This window comes from Paenibacillus sp. IITD108, from assembly GCF_036541265.1.
Classification (GTDB): Bacteria; Bacillota; Bacilli; order Paenibacillales; family Paenibacillaceae; genus Pristimantibacillus.
This window is the reverse complement of record NZ_JAZHCT010000032.1, coordinates 16,047-37,471: the sequence shown is the minus strand read 5'-3', so window position 1 is coordinate 37,471 and position 21,425 is coordinate 16,047. Positions and strand designations below refer to the sequence as shown.

Below are 21,425 nucleotides of genomic sequence, written 5' to 3'. Positions count from 1 at the left end.
ACTTTTCATCGTGGAGGTTTACTATGACATTGCCTTTTATCAAGCCGCAAAAAGGTTCAGATATCGTTATGGAGCATATACAAAAACAAATTGAGTCAGGTGAGTACGCGCCTGGACAAAGACTGCCGACTGTTGTGCAATATGCCGAGATATTTCAGGTAGGGCGTTCAACGATTAGAGAGGCGCTAAGCGGACTGAAGGCCAAGGGGCTGCTGTCGATCCGCCATGGCGGAGGAACCTTCGTCGTCGATGTGCTTCCAGCGCTGGATAAGCAGGAATCTGCCGCCGTGCAGCTGTTCAATAATGCGGCGGAGCTTAAAGAAGTGATTGAGGTGCGGCAATATATCGAGGCTGGCTGCGCGGCGCTTGCAGCTGCGCGAAGAACAGAGCAAGATCTGGAGAAGCTTGCCCAAGCGCTTCAGCTGATGAGCGAAAGTATAGGCGACGAACAAAAAAGCGAGGAAGCCGATATGTTGTTCCATTTGCGGCTTGCCCATGCATCGCATAATTCGTTATTCATTTCCTTGATGGAATCCATGGCCGAGCGGCTGCAAGCGAGCATGAAGGATTCCCGCAGGTTATGGTATTTCGCCGACCGTACAACGGCCGAAGCGCTGCTCGCAGAGCATCAGCGCATCTATGAGGCTGTACGCGAGCAGCAGACCGAGCTGGCCGCCGACCTGCTCAAGCAGCATGTTCAAAAAGTAAATGAAGTTGCCTTGAAGCTAGCTTCGACAGAACTATGATTGTCAAGTTATACAAATATAGTTAGGACCTCGTCAAAGACGCCGTTATCTTGTCTCACATGATAACGGCGTCTTTTTAATTACAAAAATACAAACTTTTTTATCCCTGCAGTCTTTAAAGTCCAGTAAAATCAAAAGGTTTCTTTTTGGATACTATAGCACTTTTAAGTGCGTACTTACATAAATGAAATCCATATATGATAATAGCAATATAAAGACAATCAATAATTAAAGTTACTAACAAAAATATAGATAGGAGCTGTGCTTCACATGAATAAATATAGAATCGATCAAAGCAAAGGCCTGGAATTTGGCCTCTACTCATTAGGCGATCATACGCCCGATCCGCTGACAGGAAAGCGTATCTCTGCAGAACAGCGTATTTATGAAATTATTGAAGCCGCAAAGCTTGCCGATCAAGCCGGCATTGATGTTTTTGGCGTAGGAGAAAGCCATCAGCCATTTTTTGCTTCACAAGCGCATGCTGTCATTCTTGCTGCAATTGCTCAAGCAACTGAAAAAATCAAAGTGATCAGCTCTTCCACTATTGTCAGCACATCTGATCCTGTGCGCGTCTTTGAAAACTTTGCAACCATCGATCTAATATCTGGCGGAAGGGCTGAGATTGTTGCTGGACGAGCTTCCCGAGTTGGTCTTTTTGAATTGCTAGGATATGATCTGCGCGATTATGAGGAGCTGTACGAAGAAAAATTCGAGCTGCTTAATTTAATAAATGAGCAACAAAAAATAACATGGAGCGGCCAATTCCGCTCTCCCCTTAAAAATGCTGAAGTATTGCCTAGACCAGTGAACGGCTCGCTTCCGATTTGGCGAGCGGTAGGCGGACCGCCTGCCAGCGCCATTAAAGCAGGGCGCGCAGGCGTACCGATGATACTGGCAACGCTTGGAGGCCCCGCAACGACCTTCAAGCAATCGATTGATGCTTATCGCCAGGCTGCGGAGCAGAGCGGCTTCGATCCAAGCATCTTGCCTGTAGGAACTACCGGGCTGTTCTATGCAGCTGAAACCTCGCAGCAGGCGATGAGTGAATATTATCCTTATGTAAACTCTGGCATTACGCTGGTCAACGGGCGGGGATTTCCGAAGCAATTGTTTGCTCAAGCTTCGGACAAACGCGAAGCTCTTGTAGTAGGCAGCCCGCAGGAAATTATCGAAAAAATACTTTATCAGCATGAGCTGTTCGGACATCAGCGTTATTTGGCACAGCTTGATTTTGGAGGAGTCCCATTTAATAAAGTATTAAAAAATATAGAACTTATAGGCACAAAAATATTACCTGAAATCAAAAAATATACGGCGAATTAACAGGGGGCAGCTATAATGAAAATTGTTGGCTTATCAGGCTCGATTGTCGGGTTGACGATGTAATATTCCGCATTAATCGGCTTGTAGAGGATACATTCGTTTTGACGCAAACCTATGCTTCAATTCGCAAGGCCGCTGATGATAAATATGACTTTTAAATCCGCTAATTATACGTTCAAACAAAAGGAGCTGTATCCATATGAAAATAACCAATAGCTTCCAGCGCGGCATTAAAAAAGTATGGACCGTGCAGGGCCGTCAGGTCAGTCCTATTCATTATGCTGCCCCTATACTGCAGCCCGGTTATTGGGACGATTTTGACCCTTTTTTGCTTATGATGGAAGATACGTTTAAAAGAGGAGCTTTCGATATACACCCTCACCGCGGGATCGAAACCGTCACCTACGTAATAGACGGATCAATAACGCATTATGATAATGCGACAGGTGAAGGAGGAACGCTGCAACAAGGAGATTTGCAGTTTATGACAGCTGGCAGAGGTGTCGTCCACAATGAAACGCCAAATGAGGGGGATACGGTTCATCTGCTGCAGCTTTGGGTTAATTTGCCCCGCAAGCATAAAATGACAGCCCCTCGCTACCAAAACCTGAAGGCTAAGGATATGCCTGTCATAAAGGAAGACGGCGCTATTGTACGCGTGTATTCCGGTTCATCTGGTGACTTTGTTTCAAGCACCTTAAACTACGTGCCAGTAACGTTCGTAGAAATTACAGTAGACAGCGGAAAAACGATAAGCCAAGAGCTTCCCGGCAGTTACAACGGCTTTATTTATATTTTGAAGGGCAGCGGTGTGTTCGGATTCAATAAAACAGAAGCTGAGAAAGGACAGGCACTGTGGATAGATACGGCACCAGCTAATAGCCCAAGCAGCATTGTCATATCCGCCAAGGAAAAATTACAGCTGATTTTATTTGCTGGAGAGCCTTTGCGTGAACCTGTTGTTGCTCGCGGTCCGTTCGTAATGAATACGGAAGAAGAAATAGTGCAAGCCTATGATGACTATAGAAACGGTTTTTTTCACAATGGCAAGCTGCCCTGATTGTTTTTTTTCAACTTATGCAGTGTATGCCTCGTTCCCCATTCATGCATCGCCTCGAGTATTGGCTTTAAGCTTTTGCCATACTCCGTGATAGAATATTCTACTTTTGGGGGGACTTGAGGATAGACCTTGCGGGCAATTATATCTTCCTCCTCGAGCTCCCTAAGCTGCTGCGTCAGCATCTTCTGGGTGATCCCGGGCATATTGCGCTTTAATTCGTTAAATCTCATCTTGTCCGATTGCAGCAAAAACAATAAAATAATCGGTTTCCATTTGCCTACAAGTATTCCTAACGCGTCGTCCACCCGGCATAAATCTGGATGATCCATTATAGCCTCCCGTTTTGAAAAAAACCTATTCTGCACATCGTCAGAATAGGTTTTCTTTTATTTATATTTCAATCGCTTTAAACACCATCAATACGATCATCATGATCTTCCCAGCGCTTAGAATAAGCTTTATTGGTTATCCAAAAGGTCATCCAGGATACAACTATTACTACAATGATTGAAGAAACCCAAACACTTGTTGGTACCCCAAGCATGTTCTCCCTCCTTAATCTTGCGCATACTCCTTTGTATTATACTACTGAATTGTATGTGGTTACACCGCTTGTTTCGTTTTGTCGATGCATTGTCACAATTGCAGCTGTGTCAACCCATCCACTAATCAAATTTCATGACTTGATTTTCCTTCCGGCCCGCTTTCCAGGCTTCATACCATTCCTGCAGCTCTTCCGTAACATCCTCATCCAATTCCTCTTGCAATGTTCTTCTTAGCTGCCTGTAGCATACTTCAATCGCTTCCGACTCGCCAAGCTTGTCATAAAACTTCATAAGCTGCCAATAATTTGTTTCATTTAATGGCTGAATATCGATTATTTTTTGATACACAGCAATCGCTTCTGTAAGCATCGATTGCTTAGAATAATATTCTGCCAATTGTCCCGCATGATTTCGCCATAACCAGCTTAACCGCTGTCGTTCATTCTCGGCCCATACATAATAGTGCTCGCCAAAATAATCGCCGTTATAGTAATCAAGCCATTTTTGATGTTCAAGCACGTTGTCCGCATCGATCGGCTCTAATTTTTGCAGCGCCTCTTCCCAAATATCCACATCGATCTTATAATGGTCAAGCTCCAAGGCATAACCGCTATGTCCGCCTACATTGGATATTGTTACTGGGATCGCTGCTTCGCTTAATGTTTTTCGAATTAAATAAATAGTTGTATACAGTGAAGTCATCGCTTTCTTTGAATCTACATCCGGCCATAAAATATCGCTTAACGCTTCTTTGCTGACAAAGCCTTTGCGATGATGAAGCAAATAAGAAAAAAGCTCCTCCGACTTTGAGGTGCGCCAGCGCAAGCTTTGCGCTTTTTCTCCTGTCTTTTCAAATTGCAGCATATGCAGGCAGCGGATAACAGATTCACTTGATTGCTCATCCTGCGGCGGCAATGTCTGCGTTCGCCTGCGCTGCAAGCGGTCAATCGTTTTTTTTAGGCGGTTTTTTTGAATAGGCTTCAAAACATAATCAAGCGCGCTGATTTCAAAAGCTTCAAGAGCATATTGATTATAAGCCGTTACAAAAACGATCTCGCAATCAGGCAGCTGCTGCTGAATTTGATCTGCAGCCTGCATCCCGTGCATGCCCGGCATATCAATATCTAAAAATATCAGCTCCGGATTCAGCTCTGATACGGACTGTACAGCTTCAATAGGATCAGTAAATGCTGCAACTATTTGTATATTTGCAAATTCCTTCAGTAATTGCTCCAAATATATAAGTGCCAAAGACTCATCATCAACCAGTATCGTTCGTATCATAAATCTCTCACCATCCAAGCTACTCGATTTATTAATATTATTAAAATCGTCCATTCCTTTACATGAGTACATTAAAATTGAAAATTTTTCTATTTATCATAGTATTTTTTCTGATATTCTACAACTATTTCTTTTTCCTGCAGACGTATTTATATATTCATTTTAAACGATTTCACGATTCGTTCAATATCTGTTCATATGATGTTCATATAACTTGTGTATGATTAACAATCATAAATATAGAGGTGAAACAAATTGACCAATTATACAAAATGGCTGATTCGAATAGCTGCGCTCTACTCTTTGATTGGTGCATTTATGGGCTCTGATATTGCAGGAAGAAAAGACTATACTATGGTTCCTGCTCATGCCCATATTCTGGTTGTAGGCTGGCTGACATTGTTTGCATATGGGATATTCTATCAGGTTTTCAAAAAAATCAGCATGGTTAAAACAGCCAAGTGGCAAGTTATTACGAGTTTGATCGGCGGCGGCTTGATGCCGCTGGGAATGTTGTTGTACTATAAAATGGACAATACATTTACTTTACTGGCATTTATTATTCCGGCATCGATTTTGCTGCTTGCCATTTTATTATTTTTAGTAATTGTATTTTTCGACAAAAACATATTTTCCCGCGACTAATCTTATGTGCGGGACAGAATGGGGACCGCATATGAAAAAATGGTTTACGCTTGTGATTCTTGTGCTGCTTGTTGCTGGCTGCGGACAAAAGGCAGCACCGCAAGAAGAAAATCCGGACACGCATGCCGAGCACGGCGATCACGCTGTATCCGATATTCAAGAGACAACAGCCTCGGCTTCTGTTTTGCCTAAATTTTTAGACAGCCAGCCGGAGCAGGTTCGAGCAATTTACGGTATTGCCGGCGCGAACGCTGAGCTTCTTGAGTATATGCCTTGCTTCTGCGGCTGCGGTGAAACAGCCGGTCATAAAAATAACAAAAACTGCTTTATCCATTCCATTAATAGCGATGGTTCTGTCGTTTGGGATGACCATGGCACAAGATGCGGCTTATGTATGGAAATAACAGTAGTGGCAGCTGGTATGAAGCATGAAGGCAAATCAGATTTGGAAATTCGCAATTTTATCGATGAGACTTACGGCAGCGACTACGGCCCATCGACCGATACGCCAATGCCTGCGATGTAACATCTGGACTAAAAAATAACAACAAGCCTTTAGCCCCACAACTATAGTGGAGCTGAAGGCTTGTTCGGCTAACAGGTGATTTATATGAAAACGATTGTTTTCGATATTGACGGTACAATTTGCTTCAATGGCCAGACCATTCCCGAGCCAATTATTCAAGCGCTCGATCATGTCATTTCCAAAGGGGCTGATGTGATCTTCGCTTCTGCAAGACCTATTCGCGATTTATTGCCCGTTCTTCCACAGCACCTTCATCATCATAGCTTGATCGGCGGCAACGGTTCGCTCATTCAACAGGAAGGCAAAATAACGCATGCCGTTTCGTTTGACCCAGCTGCTGCAAATCAGCTTAGTGAGCTGCTTGATCAATATCAGGCACATTATTTAGCCGACAGCCCTTGGGATTACGCTTATCGCGGACCAGATAATCATCCCATACTCGAACGTGTAGATCCTAATAAGCTGGCAAAGCGCGTAATGCGCGAGCAGCTTTCCTCACTTGTCAAGCTGTTAATATTGCATGCCGACGATATGGACGGCTTGGAGCAAGAGCTAAGCGGCCTGCCGATCGTTATTCATCGCCATCGCCATGAGCAGGCGCTTGATATAAGCCCGCCGGGCATTCATAAATGGAGTGCCCTGCAGAAACTCGGAGTTTCGCCCGGCCAATTTATTGCATTTGGCAATGATGCAAACGATGTTACGATGTTCCAGCATGCAGGCGAAGCGGTAATGATCGGCGAGCATGAAATGCTGATCGATCTGGCAACCTCAGCTATTCCTATTGATGATGACTATATAGAACGAATAAGCAAAAAAATTACTATGCTTGGCTAAGAGCCCGCTGTTTAAACAAATGGATGATACCGGCAGCTGTCTGCTTGTCCAGATTGCCTGTCGGTTCATCCGCCAAAACTAAGTCAACCTCACACGACATCCCTGCGCAAGCAGCTGCAGCGCAGCTTCTTACTTATTACTGCAATTCAAAGTAATTGACCCCAACACAAGCTGATGCTTCTCCTTTTCTTTGCCGTCAGCCCTTCTCGGCACTGCTTCCATACGTTTTATCGATCATCTTCTACAACTAGAAGATGGACAAGCCGCCAGGAAACAATTCATATTCTTATGCAAATAATATGTTGATAAAAACTATATTATAAAATTTTACATATTGGTCTATTTACAATAGTGTGCACCACACAGTATAATGACAACAGGAGATGATGATATGGAAAATATTTCAACCATCATAAACGGCTTTATGCTGGAGCTGCGCCGCGGCACCATCATTATCGGCGTGCTAAGTCAGCTGCAGCAGCCGCAATATGGATATTCACTCGTTGCTGTACTTGAAGAAAAAGGGATGTCTGTTGATGCTGGCACCTTATATCCACTCCTGCGCAGATTAGAGAAGCAAGGGATACTCGCCAGCGAGTGGGATACAACAGAAGCAAGACCCCGCAAATATTACTTGCTCAGCCCGCTCGGCAAGGAGGTTTATGAGCAGCTCTGTGTAGAGTGGAGAGGCATGATTTCAAGTGTAGAGCAAATTATTACTTCCAAGGAGGATTAGGTGAAATGGAAATGATTTCACGTTATACTAGTGCCGTTACTGACCTGCTGCCGCCCAAGCAGCGTGACGAAATTAGAGCAGAACTGCACAGCTTAATTATGGATATGCTGGAGGAACGTACAGCTATGGGAGAGCCTGAAGAGCAGGCAATCTTTCGTATTTTGCAGGAGCTTGGCCCTCCCCACGCGATGGCCGATAAATATAGGGATAAACCGCGCTATTTGATCGGACCGGGATTAATCGATTTATACAAGGTTATTTTGCGGATTGTCATTATAGTTACGGTTATTGGAATTTCAGTAGCCTTCGCCCTGCAATTCATTATTGACTTTGAAGCGGGCCCAATGGATGTAGCTGAGTATTTCGCCTCCATATTTGAAGGGGCTCTGCAGGCTTTCGCTTGGGTAACTATCGTATTTGCTATTATAGAATTTGCTCAAGTCAACCCGGCTTCCTGGCATTCAAGCAAGAAGCCTTGGGATCCGAGCAAGCTCCCTGCTCCGCTTCATAAAAATTTGCTTATTAAACAAAGCAGCTCTTTAATTGAAATCATAATGATTGTATTAGTGCTTGGTTTATTTACGTACTCTATACAATATGTCGGCATAATGTCCAAGTCGGACACAGAATGGAACTGGAATGTAATCTCCTTCTTGAATATAGACTATTTTTCAAAGTATTTGCCTTATATATGGGGGCTTGCACTTTTCGGCATCGTAATCGCATGCATCAAGCTTATTCAGCGCAAGTGGAGCTATGGCACGATCGCCTTGCAAGCTCTGCACGCCATTGCGATACTTGTCTTTATATGTATCGCTTTCTCCAATGACGCTATATGGAATGCCAATTTTGTCGAGCAGCTTGCCCAGTTCAATATGATTGACAGCGATCCCGCCTCCTTCGCAAAGGCGCTGGACATTTGGGAGAGCGCGAAAAGCAAGCTAATCCCTCTATCGATTTTAATTACTTTTATCGAGCTCGCTGTTCTTTCCTACAGAGCCTATAGGGTGTATAAGTATCAGTGAGGATAAAAGTTTCAACAAGCAATAAAAAAGGTGGGCACTGCAATCAAGTTTGGGCTTCCGACCGCTGTTGTACGCCAATTTTTTGGAATATATAAAACCTGTAAAGGTTAAAATTGGCCTACAAAGGCGGACGTCTACTCTGCTAGCAATGTTTTCGGATCAACAAATGCTGCGTTCATCGCCTCGGCAACCGGCTTATAAGTAATGCTGCCGGCATAGGTGTTCAAGCCTGCTAATAGGCTTGCATCCTCCAATAGAGCACGGTTGACACCTTTATTGGCCAGCTGCACCAAATATGGCAATGTTGCCGATTCCAGCGCTAACGTAGAGGTACGCGGAACAGCGCCAGGCATATTAGCAACAGAATAATGCAGCACACCATGCTTCACGTAATAAGGATTATCGTGCGTAGTAACACGGTCTACCGTCTCGATCGAGCCGCCTTGATCAATTGCCACATCGACTATAACGGAGCCCTTCGCCATCGAACGCACCATTTCTTCTGAAACAATTTTCGGAGCTTTTGCTCCAGCTACAAGCACCGCGCCAATTAGCAAATCAGCGCGCTTGACAGCTTGCGCAACGTTGAAGTCGTTATAAATAAGCGTCGTTACGCTTCCTTTAAATAAATCATCCAAATAAGCGAGCCGCTGCTTGCTTACATCAAGTATCGTTACAATTGCACCGAGGCCGACTGCCATTTTAGCCGCGTTGGTGCCGACCATGCCGCCTCCAACAATAACGACCTCGCCTCGGTTTACGCCGGGAATACCGCCTAGCAGCACGCCTCTTCCGCCGTTGTTCTTTTGCAGCAGCGCAGCTCCAATTTGCACGGACATGCGCCCTGCCACCTCGCTCATTGGAGCGAGCAGCGGGAGCTGTCCATTAGGCAACTGCACCGTTTCATAGGCGATTGCCGTTACTTTCTTCTGCAATAGCAGCTCGGTTAAGGGACGATTCGGCGCAAGATGCAAATAGGTATAGAGAGCTTGCCCAGGCCGGAAAAGCTCATATTCCGATTCGATCGGCTCCTTCACCTTCACTATAATATCCGCCTGCTCGAACAGCTCCTTGCGGCCAATAATAGAAGCACCTGCTAACATATAATCGCTATCCTCAAACCCGCTGCCGGCACCTGCTTCATTTTCTACGAGCACAGTATGCCCATGTTTTATAAGCTCTCCAGCTCCGCCAGGTGTGAGCGCTACTCGATTTTCATTATTTTTTATTTCTTTTGCCAAGCCGATAATCATATTATCCCCCCGATCTAAACAAGACGCACTTCAACTCCACGATCCATAAAAGCTGCAAGCTCATCCTTATTAGCGTTTTGATTCGTAATTAGACAATCAACTTTGTCTGTCCCTATAATATGCGCAAAGCTGGCTCTTCCAATTTTGGTATAATCCGCAACAACAATCGTTTTGCTCACTCTCGCAATCATCTGTCTATTTAATTCTGCCTCAAGATGATGATAAGTAGTCACTCCGTACTCCGCGCTGACACCGTCTGAGGACAAAATCAATTTATCCGCTTTGTACATCGCCAGTTGACTAATCGCATCATCACCGGACGTAAATTGATATTCCGTATTAAAGTTGCCGCCAAGCAGTAAAACAAATTTTATATTTTTATTATGTCCCGCTTCTTGCGCGACAGACAGCGAGTTCGTTATTATAATAATATTTTTTTTATCTTTCAATTCTCTAACCACATATAACGGCGTTGTACCAGAACCTAGTATAATCGTATCGCCATCATTAATCATAGAAGCAGCTTCTACCGCTACCCTTCTTTTTTCCTCTTCATTCGTTTCCATACGGTCATGAAAGTTCATATTATAATACGTTCTGTATTGACTCGTTGCTCCACCGTGTACACGCTCAAGCAGCCCTTCCTTCTCAAGCGCATCAAGATCGCCGCGAATCGTTACTTCTGAAATAGCGAACAGCTTGCTAAGCTCAACTACCTTGACCTTGCCTTCCTGATGAAGCAGCTCAAGTATTTTCTTTCTTCTTTCCTCAATATTAAGCTCCTCCAGCCGCCTGCTGTCCGTCTTTACATCTTCCATATTATTTGCCACCTTATTTAATTAATGACTACTATGTCCCACTTCATCAGATTTCCTAGCTCCTCCATAACACGTATTAGACGCTGGGCTTCACCATATACTATGGCGCCATGATGGGTGCCTCCATGCCTGCTGTATGCCGCCAAAAAATCCGCGACAGATTGCTGAGGCTTAAACCAGCCGCGAATACTGCCAGCCATATTGTCTGTTCCTTCGATATCGAGCATCTCTATTGGAGATACAATAAACGTATATTTTTTATCTCTTCCAGGTGCTAAATTAACGTACACTGCTTCTCCGCCGCGGAATCTTCCATAAGCGACGACAGGATTTTGTGCATCGGTAAATGCAAAATTCATCTCTTTTATAACGGGCTTCTCCGAGCATAATTGAATGTTCATTTCTCCCATATGGCTTAGAAAAATGCTGTTATGCTGCCAGTCGGGACAAAACATTTCAGTAAAAGACGTATCCGGATATACAGACAGCAAAGCGCCTACAAAAGCTGCTGTCAGCACATCCCCTTCCCCAGCGTAGCCTATTCCCCTTGCCATCGATTTGCTTGCCTCCAAAAAAGGCATGCTGGTTAGCGCTGACTCTGCGGTAACATTCATAAAATTGACGGTAAACGCCGTTAATTGATGTTCATCGATTAATTTCCTGATGGATAGATTAGCTAGTGTGGATTGGCGGTGCACCGTTGCTTCCAAATCTGGTGCATAGAAGCTGGCGATATCTTGGGACATCTCTGCCTCTATTTGCCCTTCTGCAATAGGCTGGCCGAACAAAGCTTGGTCTCGTATATCGTATTCTACCGTTTCAATACCAATCGTTTCTCGCAACGTCTGTGCCGGCACATCGAAATCTCCCATCCCGGTAAAGGTGCCGCCGAATCTGCCTACTTTGGCATTTTGCAGGCTTTTGGCAATGCGAGCCGCCTGTACAGCTTGTGCAGCTCTATCTAACACATCAGATTCTGACCAGTGCCCCGCTTCAATAATGTAGGGCTTGCCGCTGCGCAGCAGCAAATTGCACATATCCTGCACGCCGTGAATGCCATGATTAAACATAAGCTCATCAGGATGCTGCGACGGACTATAGTCAAATGTCGGTGTAGTATCCAGCACGATGATAGGCAGCTTAGTTGCAGCAAGCACACTTGCAGATTCCAACGAAGGCGAATAAGCCAAATGAAGTGTAACAATCGCATCGGCATCTTCGGCTTCAAATCGCTTGACCGCAGCAGCAAATTCCGGCTCTATTCTGCAAATCGATGATGGTACGACCTCAATATCTTTCTTTTCCAGTTTTTTAGCTATCGTATCATAAAATGAATAATTTCTTTCTTCCATTTCCGGAAAAAAATCATCATATAGCTTAATATATAACGGCAAAAGACCGATCTTCAGCTTTTTCATACGAGCGCCTCCTTTACCTGTTGAATCATAGCGGCTGCGTTGTTGTAAAATACGTCCTCAATATCCTGCTTTGTGAGCCCTTCAGCTTCAGCAGCCACTCTAAATGCTTCCAGCTGCTCGTACAAGAAGAAGGATAGCGCATCAGCCTCAGCCCCCTCGACCTCACGCATGTTCTTGTCGCCTGATACATCGCCGTACAACCCTTTTGGAACAAGATTAATATATTTTCCTTGCTCATATATTCGCCGCATCCTCATTCGGACGATCGGAAGATCGCTTCCGAACAAGATTCGTTTTGGACCGACTGCTTTAATTAGCTGTTGGAAAACGTAAGCATTCGTATTAGCGCTGAAGTCAAACAACATATTGCGTGTTTCTGCTAAAATTTCGAGAGCGTTGCCTAAATCCTCGTTACAGTATGCTCTTCCGACATGTGCAATAATAAGCTTTACATTCGGATACTGATGCTCGATTTCCAGCATTTGCGCAAGGTTGACCGGATCCTTAAGCCGTCCATCTCGAGGGATGTGAAGCATGGCAATCCAGCCTCTTCTATTCAACACCTCCAGCTGATGCGGCGGTAAAAAGTCATAGATTCTAATTTCCTTCTCAGGGATATAGGAAGCGGCATAATTCAAGTACACTTTACAGCCTAAAAAGCCGCCTTTTTCGATGCTTTCTTCAAATTCGGAGGCGCTTTGGTCTGGCTTGGCAACCAAAAGAGACGGGAAATTATTTTTAGCAGCATATTCACTTACATAGTCATTGCCCAAGGTAAGATTCGTGTTCGTGGAAACCTGTGAAAAAAGAAGCGGTGTTACTTGTTTGCCTGGCAGCATCAGCTCATAGGTTTCCATCAGGTCTTCTACGGAATTCGTTGCCGCCACAAGCCAAGGCCAAGTAACTGCTCTAACGGGCTCACCAGCCGCTTCATTAATAAATTCACCAAGCCATACATGAGTATGAATATCAATAATCCGATTAGGCAAAAAATCCTTAAGCTTTTGTTCGTAAAACAATTTATCTACTTCTTTCACTTCAAACAAGCTTCCCATACTAAGCACCCCCATTTTAATTGTACTTCGCTAAAAACTTTCGATACAGCTCCTCATATTTCTGAGTTACTTCTTTATTAGGTGTTCTTGTCGTTCTATCAAATGCCGCTCGCTGCCAAGCGTCTCTCTCATCTTTGTATAGCCCTATACCAATCCCAGCCAATATAGCGCTTCCAACCGCGCCTGCACAGGAACCATTAACAATATGCAGCTCGTTACTTATCACATCTGCCACAATTTGCGGCCAAGGGAACGTCTCCGATGGTCCGCCTACCATCGTTATGGTATGTGCCGGCAATCCTGCATGCTGCAATTGCTCCAGCTTCATTCGAAGCAAATAGGCTGTTCCTTCCATGAGTGCCCGCGCAATATGTGCTGGGTCTCGTCCTTCCAACGCGGAGTTGTCACACTCCAGCAACGGATGAATCATCAGTCCGCCTGCTCCTGCATCTGCCGCAGCAGCCAGTTTGCTGAACTGCTCATTGCGATCTGATGCATCAGATATATATTGGCATACAAATTTGTCTACAGAGGCCGCAATAGCCGGCAGAGAAAACATGCCGCCCCACGCTCCTTCCGGCTGAAGAAAGGGGTCAGTCAACAGCTTCTGTCCGATTGCCGTCTCTCTTTTCAGTAATGGGTAGAAGCCTACCCAAGATGTTCCGCAGGAGAGAAGCAGTTGACCTGCATCCAGTACTCCTGCTCCTCTAGCCGCACTCGGGTGGTCAAATGACCCTAGTATTACGGCAGCTTTGGTAGAAAGACCTGTTTCCTTTGCAGCCTCAGGCAATATTTGCCCTAGTTTCTTGCCCGGCTTATGAATGACTGGCAGCTTTTCTATGTCTATCCCGAGCTGCTGCAAATAAGGAAGATGCCAGCTTGAAGAGCTTTGATCTTGCAAGTAGAACGTAGTCGCTGTCGAGCTATCAATGCCCCATTTTCCAGTAAGCCGGTACAGGATATAGTCTGTGCTCATGCAAACCCGCGCCGCTTGCTGCAATAGCTGAGGCTGGTGGCATTTGAGCCAGGATAGATGAGCGAGCGGAAACGTATTGAGAAGCGGCCAGCCTATGAGCCGATGTACTTCCTCTTCATCGAGCTTGCCGAATACAGTCGCAATCTCATCCTTCACACGTGTATCCATCCAGCTAAACACGGGAGTCATCGGCTTCCCTTCTTGATCAACGAGCAGCGTGTTGCCGCTTGCTGATGATATACTGATACCCGCAACAGAAGCTCCTGCTGGAAGTAGTTGTATTAATCCTCTTATTACTGTTGTTACCAATCTATATAAGTCATCTTCATCGAACTGCATCTGTCCATCTTTCAGGATTTCAATCTGTGTTTTGCTCTGCTCTCTTGATACAATCTTCCCCTCAGAGCTGATAAGCACTCCTTTGATTGCTGATGTGCCGATATCAAGTCCAATTAAATACGTCATAATGAGGCTTCTCCATTTATTTTGATTAGTGCTGCCTCCATTTTATCTATTAAATAATCAATCATAACTGGAGTTGCAATAATAGGCGGCTTCGTCAGCGCTGTTGGCGGACATTTAGCTTTATAGGTCTGAGCGCTGACATCGATGCACTGATTGTTTAGATCATTTGTGAAAGCGACAGTCTTCGCTGCTTCATAGAAGAAGATCGTAGATAGCAGCCCTTTGCCTTCAACGCATTCTATGAGCGATGGATAACGTGCGCCTAGTTCCCTCAGCTTCATCTCATACTTATCTCCGATTTGCTGCGTGTAAGCCGCGTTCTCTTCTGCAAAGCACATCGTAATCAGATATGCCAGCGCTGCCAGCTCCTCCTGCCCGTTCGTGACTAGCGCGCCAAATTGGCTGAGTGTGTCCATTTCGTAGGTGGTAATAATACGAGAGGCGCAATATTCGCCGCCCGGGAAGCCTTTGCCAATAATAACAAAATCGGGATTGAGCTTATATTCTTTAAATAAAAACATGCCTGGATACCACATGCAGGATTGAATTTCATCGCACATTACAGGCGTATCATTTGCATGGCACAGCTCATAAATTTCTTTCAAATAATTCTGCTCAAGTTTAATTCCGCCATAGTTCATCAAAATAATCTCATGTATGAATCCGGCAACCTTGAAAGGAGGTTTATTATACTGTTCGAATTTAGTTTTAAAATCCTCGATATCATTTATATTTACGGGACAAACCTGCATAATTCCTGCCGCTTCCAGCTTGTCGTACATGTCCGGCCATAGATTGCGCATCGTCTGGGCTATGACAGTCGTGCCATGATAATTGGCTCTCCCTTTGCCTTCCTTATCTCCCATTACAAAAAATACCGGTGTGCGCCCGTTATATTTCGGCTCTTCGCTTTGTTCCTCAAGCTTATAAAATCTCGACAGCATCATCTTTATGCCTGCTTCGCAGGCAAGTGACCCCGTATCCAAATTAATAACCCGGTTCAGCACATGCGGCTCTTGGCTTTCAATCAGCTCGTCAAGCGATTCTGTACTTTCCTTCGATAAACCGTTCGCTGTTCGAATCAGCTCTCTTTCAAGCAGTCGCGTTATATGACCTCTAGTATTGTTATGTGTTGCATTCGTAATGCCCAGCTTTCTTGCGATATCGATAAGCTTATACCCTGGAAACTGATGCCCGAGCGGTGTATGATAATGCTCGCTCTTGGCGGCAAGATACAACCTGCCGTCCTCACCGAGTCGAAGATAGCCCAATCCGCCCAGCGGGCTCGCCTTTCGATTAGCAGCCTTGCCGAAGGAAATCGTAGGTGCGCCAGGGCTGGATGTTTGCAGCTCGGGAATAACCTGAGTGCCTACCTTAGTTAATAATCGATCCATCTTCTCTTGAAATGCCTGAGGCATAAACTCTACTTCTTCATGCGCAAGCCTCTCGGCTTCTGCTTGATTCATATCTTTAAGCAGCACTGCTCCGCCAACTACCGAATCCGTATATTCCTTTCCAAGCAGCTGCGCCAACGTTTTTTTAACCGTTTTCATTTTGTTCTCCCCACTCCTTTAATTTCCGTTTGTATTATGATTAAAATATTATTATGTTTCGTTTATGTTGTCAATTAGTTTCTCTTTTGTTTCTATTTTATTTATAGGACGCAATGTGATCGAAACTTCATGCCAAGTTCAAGTTTGCGAAATAGTACCCAACCAGTTCAAAACGACTAACATGCTGAATTGGAGTTTGACGAACTTTTGTTCAGCTTTACACCAGAAAACTCAGGTTTTGTGGATTCGGCGGTCACCCATTACACATTGGCCTCAAAGCACCGATTTTGAGTTTTCGTGGTCACATGTTCCGCTATTCGCCTCATAGCACCGCTTTGGGATTTTCGTGGTCACACGTTCCGCTATTCCTATCAAAACAGCACTTTTTAAGTTTTCGTGGTCACACGTTCCGCTATTCGCTTTAATTATCGGTTTTTTCACCGCTTTTCGGGTCAATAGCGGAACGTCTGTCACTTTCACCTGGCTAAACTAGCCTTTTCATCAAAATAACGGAACGACTGACCATATACTTAGGTAGTCTTGCTTTTCACATCATATACATTGGTAGCATTACCCTTCACACTATCCGCCATTTGCAGCTTTGCTTGTCCTAATCAACCAAGGATAAACGGCTCCGCCGTCCTTTGGACAGGCGCGTTTACCGATGAAATATAAGAACAGATATAAGGTTACAAAAACTTATACTTTCTTATATTTCAAAAAAGCCCCTTAACTGCATCTAAGCAGCTAAAGGGCTAGGGCAACAAACAATTATTAATTTTACTGATGCGCGCTTTTCGCAGTTTTTTGAATAAGTGATATTTGACCGGCATGAATGCCTGTATGATACATAAGGCGTCCGATCGCTTCGAGAGGCGTGGATGTGCCCATTGGCGACTCAACCAGCTTATGCCATGATTCCTGAGGCAAGCTGCGCATCGCTTCGATAACATTGCGATTTGAGGCGCTCAGCAGCTCCAATAATTCTTCCAAACATTCCTTGCCGGCATTCGCGGGATCGGGTTTGCCGCTCATTCGCTCTTTCATGCCTTCCGGAATACTTTTGCCAAAAAACCACTCCATAAAAATAAATTCCGCCTCAGCCGTATGCCGGACAAGTGAAATAATAGAAACTGAATCAAGCCTAAGCGTTAAGTCATTTTCTGGAATCGCTTTTACCAGCTTGTAAAATCGTTGTTGAATTGACTCCCAAATGGGCAGCACCGTTTCAAAACTCAAGCTAATCGCTCCTTACTGATTATCATTTTTTTTATCAATGACAACATGATGGAAGCCGCCTGACTCCACATCCAAATCAAACGCCAGCCCAAAGCCGACTACATAACGTCCTTTAATCGGTGTCAGCTCAAACAAGGAGAAATCCAGCCCGCGCAATACATCCATCATCTTTTCTCCAAATGATTCATTAAATAAATCGAAAATATCATCATGTCCTTCATTGCCAATATTAGCAGAAGTACAGCGCCAGCGAGCCCGTTCAGCAGCGAATTTGTTCGGCGTCTCAGCTTCATCCGCAATAAAAAATGCATCTGCAAATTCATTTTTTTCCATCAAGCTATAATGATCAGCAATTTTGCTTATGTAAATATAGAACTTGCCGTCCTTCATTACGAATGGCGCGTAACTAGTAAATGGCCTGCCCTCCTCGTCTATCAATGATAGTATAACCTGTTTGCGTGATTTCAAAAATTGCTCATAATTGCTGCGCTGTTTCTCAATATCAACCGGTTTTTTCAATGTTTCTTCCCCCTTCATTCTTTGCCGAACTAATTTAATCTCCATTCATCAGCTACTTCGCTGTGCTTAACAAATGAATCCGCGGCGATGCTTCCTTCCCCAAATATTGAATGTCGGCATCCATACGGTATACATCACGAATCATCGCGGAGGTCATGACCTGCTTCGGCGTTCCGCACATGCAGTTGCGTCCGCCCTGCACAACGATAATCCGGTCGCTATAATAAGACGCTTGATTCAAATCATGCAGCACCATGACAACCGTCATCCCCATATCGCGGTTGAGCTCACGGACGAGCTCTAATACTTCATGCTGATGCGAAATATCCAAATAGGTTGTCGGTTCATCCAAAAGCAAGATTTTTGGACGCTGAGCAAGCGCCATGGCAATCCATGCCCGCTGTGATTCCCCGCCTGACAATGCGCCGACTGGCCTGTCTCGGTATTCCGTCAACGAGGTTTTTTCAAGCGCCCAATCTACAATGTCCATATCCTCTTTATTAAGCTTCTCATACCATTTTTTATGAGGGAATCTCCCATATGACACTAAATCTGCAACAGACATATCGCCGGGTGCCTGGTTTTTCTGGCTTAGCATGCACATGACGCGCGCAACTTCCTTGGCGTTCATTTCCTTCATATTTTTACCTTCCAAAACTACTCTTCCCGCATCGCAAGGCAGCATGCGATTCATTGCCTTCAGCAGAGTGGACTTGCCAGAGCCGTTTGGTCCAATAATCGATACAATCTCGCCCTTTTTCACAGAAAACGAAAAATTGTTGATGACACATTTTTTTTCATATCGTATCGAAATGGAATCAACAGTAAACATGTTAGAATGACCTCCTGCGCATTAAATATAAAAAGTAAGGCGCCCCAATTGCCGCCATTAATATCCCCGAAGGAATATCAAGCGGAGCAAATATCGTTCTTCCTCCTGTGTCGGCAATCAGCAGTACAAGCGCGCCAAGCACCATGCTCATCGGCAGCATAAATTTGTAGTTGGAGCCGACTAATATTCTGGCCATATGCGGTACGATTAAACCTACAAAGCCAATCATGCCAATAGCTGCTACAGAAATAGCTGCCAGAAAAACGGCGAGCAGCGATAACAGAATGCGAATGCGATTAACGTTCTCCCCCAGATTGGATGCTACTTGATCGCCAAGCTTTATAATATTTGCTTTGCGTATTGCAAAAATCGATAGAATCCAGCCTGCAACAGCATAAGGTAAAACCATATAAAGCGTGTGGTTGCCTTTAGCAGCAAGACTCCCATTCATCCATTGCACGGCAGAGGGCAATCTGTCACTGTACATAATGGAGAGAAATCCAATTAGACCGCCGCACATCGCATTAACTGCAACACCGGACAAAATAATCGTTATAGGAGATATGCCCGTCTTGCGCCAAGCCAGTGCATATACGATTCCCGCGGCTATAATGCCGCCTACAAACGCTGCGATAGGAATAAGATCTACAAATTGCGGAGCTGCCAGCATAATCAGCAGAACCATCGAGGCGGCTCCGCTCGTTACCCCTGTAAGACCCGGGTCTGCCAGCGGGTTGCCCATGACAGCTTGCAACAATGCGCCTGAAATTGCGATATTAGCACCGATAATAATAGCGAGCAGAACACGGGGCAATCGAATATCCAAAATAATCGTTCGATGAACAGACTCCGTCGTAATGCCGAATATCGTTTTTATAATTTCAGGGACCGGTACGGTAACACTGCCTAATCCAATCGCAATAACTGCTGCGATGAATACAAGCAAAGCCGTTACAAGTATAATGCTCCAGCCTTTCGATTTCGTAACTACTTGCACTGCACTCACCTTCAATTATTGATAGAAATACTCCGATATTTTGGTTAGGGCCTTCTCAACATTGCTGATCGATGTTACCCCAAACATGCTGTAATCTAAAATATGGACTTTTTTATTTTGATACGCGGACAGCTTCGTCCAGATTTCGTTCTTCTCAACTTCCTTCTGGAACTTATCTTCCGTAGCGCCATGGTCGCCGGATGCCAGCACTAGAATAATATCCGGGTCAGCCGCAACGACATTTTCCATATTGATTGGAGAATAAGTATCTGACACTTTAAGAACAGAAGTCGCAATATTATCTGCGCCAAGCTTATTCACAAGGCTGCCAAGATAAGATTTCTCACTCATCACCATAAAGGAATCCGAGGTGCCGATAATAAGCATAACTGTTGGCAGCTGCTTGCCTTCAGCTTTTTTCTCAAGCTCTGCTTCCTTATCGGAGATGGATTTTAGAACTGCGTTCATTTCTTCTTGTTTGTTGAAATAAGTGCCGAGCGCTTTAAAGCTTAGCTTTAGATCATCAAAAGATTCTGTGCGCATATATGCTCTTTCGAGCTTAATGCCTTCCAAGTTTTTCTCAAGCGTGCTGCGCAGCGATTCTGCACCGATAAGCAGCTGAGGCTGCAGTGCTGTAACAACCTCTAGGTCAGGCTGCATAGGGGAGCCGATACGCTCCACTTGATCGAATGCCGCTGGGATCGGATTCGTTGAAGTAGGTACGCCAACTGGCGTTACGCCTAGTACATGCAGCATTTCAGTAATAGGTACAGATGTTGTGACTACTCGCTCCACTGCAGCTGCCGGGAATTGGTCCAGCGTCTCCTTCAGCTTGGCTTCATCGACGCCATCATCGAATGTCTGACCAGTGTCAGTTCCTTGATTTTCTTTGTCTTTTTCTTTATCTTTATCCGCTTCTCCATTGTTTTGCTCTTGTTGTGCATTGGGAGATTCCGTCGGCTTATTAGCTCCCCCTTCCTTGCTATTAGAGGAGCATGCTGACAGCACCAATGTAAATATAATAAATAATGCCAATAGACCCTTTCTCAAAACCAATCCCTCCAAATATGTATATGTTTCTTTGATAATGATTATCAAAAACAGTATAATGATAATCATTATCGTTTGTCAATCCATATTTTTCGTCTGTTGCTTTGGTCTTGAACTATTTCCCGATTCGTGCTCTCCCTATTTTATGATCATTTTTAAGTCATATTCGCTTATTTTTTCCTGTACTTAGTTTTTAGAAATTTCATGTCGATTAATTGTGGATAGGGCAACAAGCAATAAAAAGGGGTGCCACTGCGATCAAGATTAGGATTCCGACCGCTGTTGTATTCCAATTTTTCTAATAAATAAACCCTGTTAAGGATAAAATTGGCCTACAAAGGCGGACGCTGACGCTTCTCCATTCCCATTCTTGCTCTCCGTTTCCCCTTTCTTATTGCTTTTTAATAGTTGCCCACAATTAATCGACACCCTCCTAGGATTCGTTAGAGTTTCCAAAGTACTTTTTCAACAGCCTGAAAAACTAAAAACTAAAAACTAAAAACTAAAAACTAAAAACTAC

The 21,425-nt window shown here is 44.5% G+C and carries 22 protein-coding genes and 1 pseudogene; 8 read left to right on the top strand and 15 right to left on the bottom strand.

All coding sequences use genetic code 11. The features are described from left to right. Positions 1 to 23: 23 nt before the first annotated feature. The 3 genes from V1L65_RS22440 to V1L65_RS22430 all read left to right on the top strand — a co-directional run bounded on the left by V1L65_RS22440 (position 24) and on the right by V1L65_RS22430 (position 3,132). Positions 24 to 746 (top strand): FadR/GntR family transcriptional regulator, encoded by a 723-nt coding sequence (locus V1L65_RS22440; protein ID WP_331701500.1) that lies wholly within the window; start codon positions 24 to 26, stop codon positions 744 to 746. A gap of 270 nt (positions 747 to 1,016) precedes the next feature. Continuing rightward, the gene (locus V1L65_RS22435) at positions 1,017 to 2,072 is read left to right on the top strand and encodes an LLM class flavin-dependent oxidoreductase (protein WP_331701499.1); all 1,056 of its coding nucleotides are present in this window, start codon (positions 1,017 to 1,019) and stop codon (positions 2,070 to 2,072) included. Between the two features lie 199 nt (positions 2,073 to 2,271). After that, complete coding sequence (locus tag V1L65_RS22430) at positions 2,272 to 3,132, top strand: pirin family protein (RefSeq protein ID WP_331701498.1); 861 nt, start codon at positions 2,272 to 2,274, stop codon at positions 3,130 to 3,132. Here V1L65_RS22430 and V1L65_RS22425 read toward each other — a convergent pair. The 3 genes from V1L65_RS22425 to V1L65_RS22415 form a co-directional block, all read right to left on the bottom strand. After that, positions 3,111 to 3,461 (bottom strand): winged helix-turn-helix transcriptional regulator, encoded by a 351-nt coding sequence (locus V1L65_RS22425; RefSeq protein WP_331701497.1) that lies wholly within the window; start codon positions 3,459 to 3,461, stop codon positions 3,111 to 3,113. The genes V1L65_RS22430 and V1L65_RS22425 overlap by 22 nt on opposite strands. Positions 3,462 to 3,538: 77 nt before the next feature. Beyond that, a complete protein-coding gene (locus tag V1L65_RS22420; protein WP_331701495.1) occupies positions 3,539 to 3,676 on the bottom strand; it encodes a hypothetical protein in 138 nt (45 codons plus the stop codon). A 121-nt stretch (positions 3,677 to 3,797) separates the two neighbouring features. Then, on the bottom strand, positions 3,798 to 4,961 hold the full coding sequence (locus tag V1L65_RS22415; protein WP_331701494.1) for a response regulator: 1,164 nt from the start codon (positions 4,959 to 4,961) through the stop codon (positions 3,798 to 3,800). Between the two features lie 255 nt (positions 4,962 to 5,216). Between V1L65_RS22415 and V1L65_RS22410 the strand changes: the two genes are divergently transcribed. The 3 genes from V1L65_RS22410 (at position 5,217) to V1L65_RS22400 (ending at position 6,969) form a co-directional block, all read left to right on the top strand. After that, complete coding sequence (locus tag V1L65_RS22410) at positions 5,217 to 5,606, top strand: hypothetical protein (RefSeq protein WP_331701493.1); 390 nt, start codon at positions 5,217 to 5,219, stop codon at positions 5,604 to 5,606. Positions 5,607 to 5,637: 31 nt separating this feature from the next. Further along, a complete protein-coding gene (locus V1L65_RS22405) occupies positions 5,638 to 6,132 on the top strand; it encodes a PCYCGC motif-containing (lipo)protein (RefSeq protein WP_331701492.1) in 495 nt (164 codons plus the stop codon). A gap of 84 nt (positions 6,133 to 6,216) precedes the next feature. Next, positions 6,217 to 6,969 (top strand): HAD-IIB family hydrolase, encoded by a 753-nt coding sequence (locus tag V1L65_RS22400; protein WP_331701491.1) that lies wholly within the window; start codon positions 6,217 to 6,219, stop codon positions 6,967 to 6,969. 1 nt (position 6,970) lies between these two features. On the opposite strand, the pseudogene V1L65_RS28785 reads toward V1L65_RS22400, so the two are convergent. Next, positions 6,971 to 7,066, bottom strand: a pseudogene (locus tag V1L65_RS28785) (ABC transporter ATP-binding protein); the annotation flags it as partial. Between the two features lie 294 nt (positions 7,067 to 7,360). Here V1L65_RS28785 and V1L65_RS22395 point away from each other — a divergent pair. Beyond that, positions 7,361 to 7,705 (top strand): PadR family transcriptional regulator, encoded by a 345-nt coding sequence (locus V1L65_RS22395; RefSeq protein ID WP_331701490.1) that lies wholly within the window; start codon positions 7,361 to 7,363, stop codon positions 7,703 to 7,705. Positions 7,706 to 7,710: 5 nt separating this feature from the next. Then, on the top strand, positions 7,711 to 8,730 hold the full coding sequence (locus V1L65_RS22390) for an HAAS signaling domain-containing protein (RefSeq protein WP_331701489.1): 1,020 nt from the start codon (positions 7,711 to 7,713) through the stop codon (positions 8,728 to 8,730). Positions 8,731 to 8,864: 134 nt separating this feature from the next. Here the strand turns inward: V1L65_RS22390 and ald are convergent, their stop codons facing one another. From ald to V1L65_RS22335, 11 genes are all read right to left on the bottom strand, one after another. Then, the gene (ald, locus tag V1L65_RS22385; protein WP_331701488.1) at positions 8,865 to 9,983 is read right to left on the bottom strand and encodes an alanine dehydrogenase; all 1,119 of its coding nucleotides are present in this window, start codon (positions 9,981 to 9,983) and stop codon (positions 8,865 to 8,867) included. A gap of 14 nt (positions 9,984 to 9,997) precedes the next feature. Further along, a complete protein-coding gene (locus V1L65_RS22380) occupies positions 9,998 to 10,801 on the bottom strand; it encodes a DeoR/GlpR family DNA-binding transcription regulator (RefSeq protein WP_331701487.1) in 804 nt (267 codons plus the stop codon). Between the two features lie 17 nt (positions 10,802 to 10,818). Continuing rightward, positions 10,819 to 12,219: an L-arabinose isomerase family protein gene (locus tag V1L65_RS22375; protein WP_331701486.1), complete on the bottom strand. Its 1,401-nt coding sequence runs from the start codon at positions 12,217 to 12,219 to the stop codon at positions 10,819 to 10,821. After that, positions 12,216 to 13,274: an amidohydrolase family protein gene (locus V1L65_RS22370; RefSeq protein WP_331701485.1), complete on the bottom strand. Its 1,059-nt coding sequence runs from the start codon at positions 13,272 to 13,274 to the stop codon at positions 12,216 to 12,218. The genes V1L65_RS22375 and V1L65_RS22370 overlap by 4 nt, the downstream gene beginning before the upstream one ends. A gap of 16 nt (positions 13,275 to 13,290) precedes the next feature. Beyond that, complete coding sequence (locus tag V1L65_RS22365) at positions 13,291 to 14,715, bottom strand: xylulokinase (protein ID WP_331701484.1); 1,425 nt, start codon at positions 14,713 to 14,715, stop codon at positions 13,291 to 13,293. Further along, positions 14,712 to 16,268 carry an aminotransferase class III-fold pyridoxal phosphate-dependent enzyme gene (locus V1L65_RS22360; RefSeq protein WP_331701483.1) on the bottom strand — a complete coding sequence of 519 codons (1,557 nt, stop codon included), beginning with the start codon at positions 16,266 to 16,268 and terminating at the stop codon, positions 14,712 to 14,714. The genes V1L65_RS22365 and V1L65_RS22360 overlap by 4 nt, the downstream gene beginning before the upstream one ends. A 780-nt stretch (positions 16,269 to 17,048) precedes the next feature. Then, complete coding sequence (locus V1L65_RS22355; RefSeq protein WP_331701482.1) at positions 17,049 to 17,507, bottom strand: DinB family protein; 459 nt, start codon at positions 17,505 to 17,507, stop codon at positions 17,049 to 17,051. Between the two features lie 12 nt (positions 17,508 to 17,519). Then, positions 17,520 to 18,026 carry a HugZ family pyridoxamine 5'-phosphate oxidase gene (locus V1L65_RS22350; RefSeq protein ID WP_331701481.1) on the bottom strand — a complete coding sequence of 169 codons (507 nt, stop codon included), beginning with the start codon at positions 18,024 to 18,026 and terminating at the stop codon, positions 17,520 to 17,522. Positions 18,027 to 18,078: 52 nt separating this feature from the next. Further along, positions 18,079 to 18,858, bottom strand: a complete 780-nt coding sequence (locus V1L65_RS22345) for an ABC transporter ATP-binding protein (protein WP_331701480.1) — start codon at positions 18,856 to 18,858, stop codon at positions 18,079 to 18,081. A 1-nt stretch (position 18,859) separates the two neighbouring features. After that, entirely contained in the window at positions 18,860 to 19,864 is a 1,005-nt protein-coding gene (locus V1L65_RS22340) for a FecCD family ABC transporter permease (RefSeq protein ID WP_331701479.1), read from the bottom strand. Positions 19,865 to 19,870: 6 nt separating this feature from the next. Then, complete coding sequence (locus V1L65_RS22335) at positions 19,871 to 20,905, bottom strand: ABC transporter substrate-binding protein (protein WP_331701478.1); 1,035 nt, start codon at positions 20,903 to 20,905, stop codon at positions 19,871 to 19,873. Between the last annotated feature and the right edge of the window lie 520 nt (positions 20,906 to 21,425).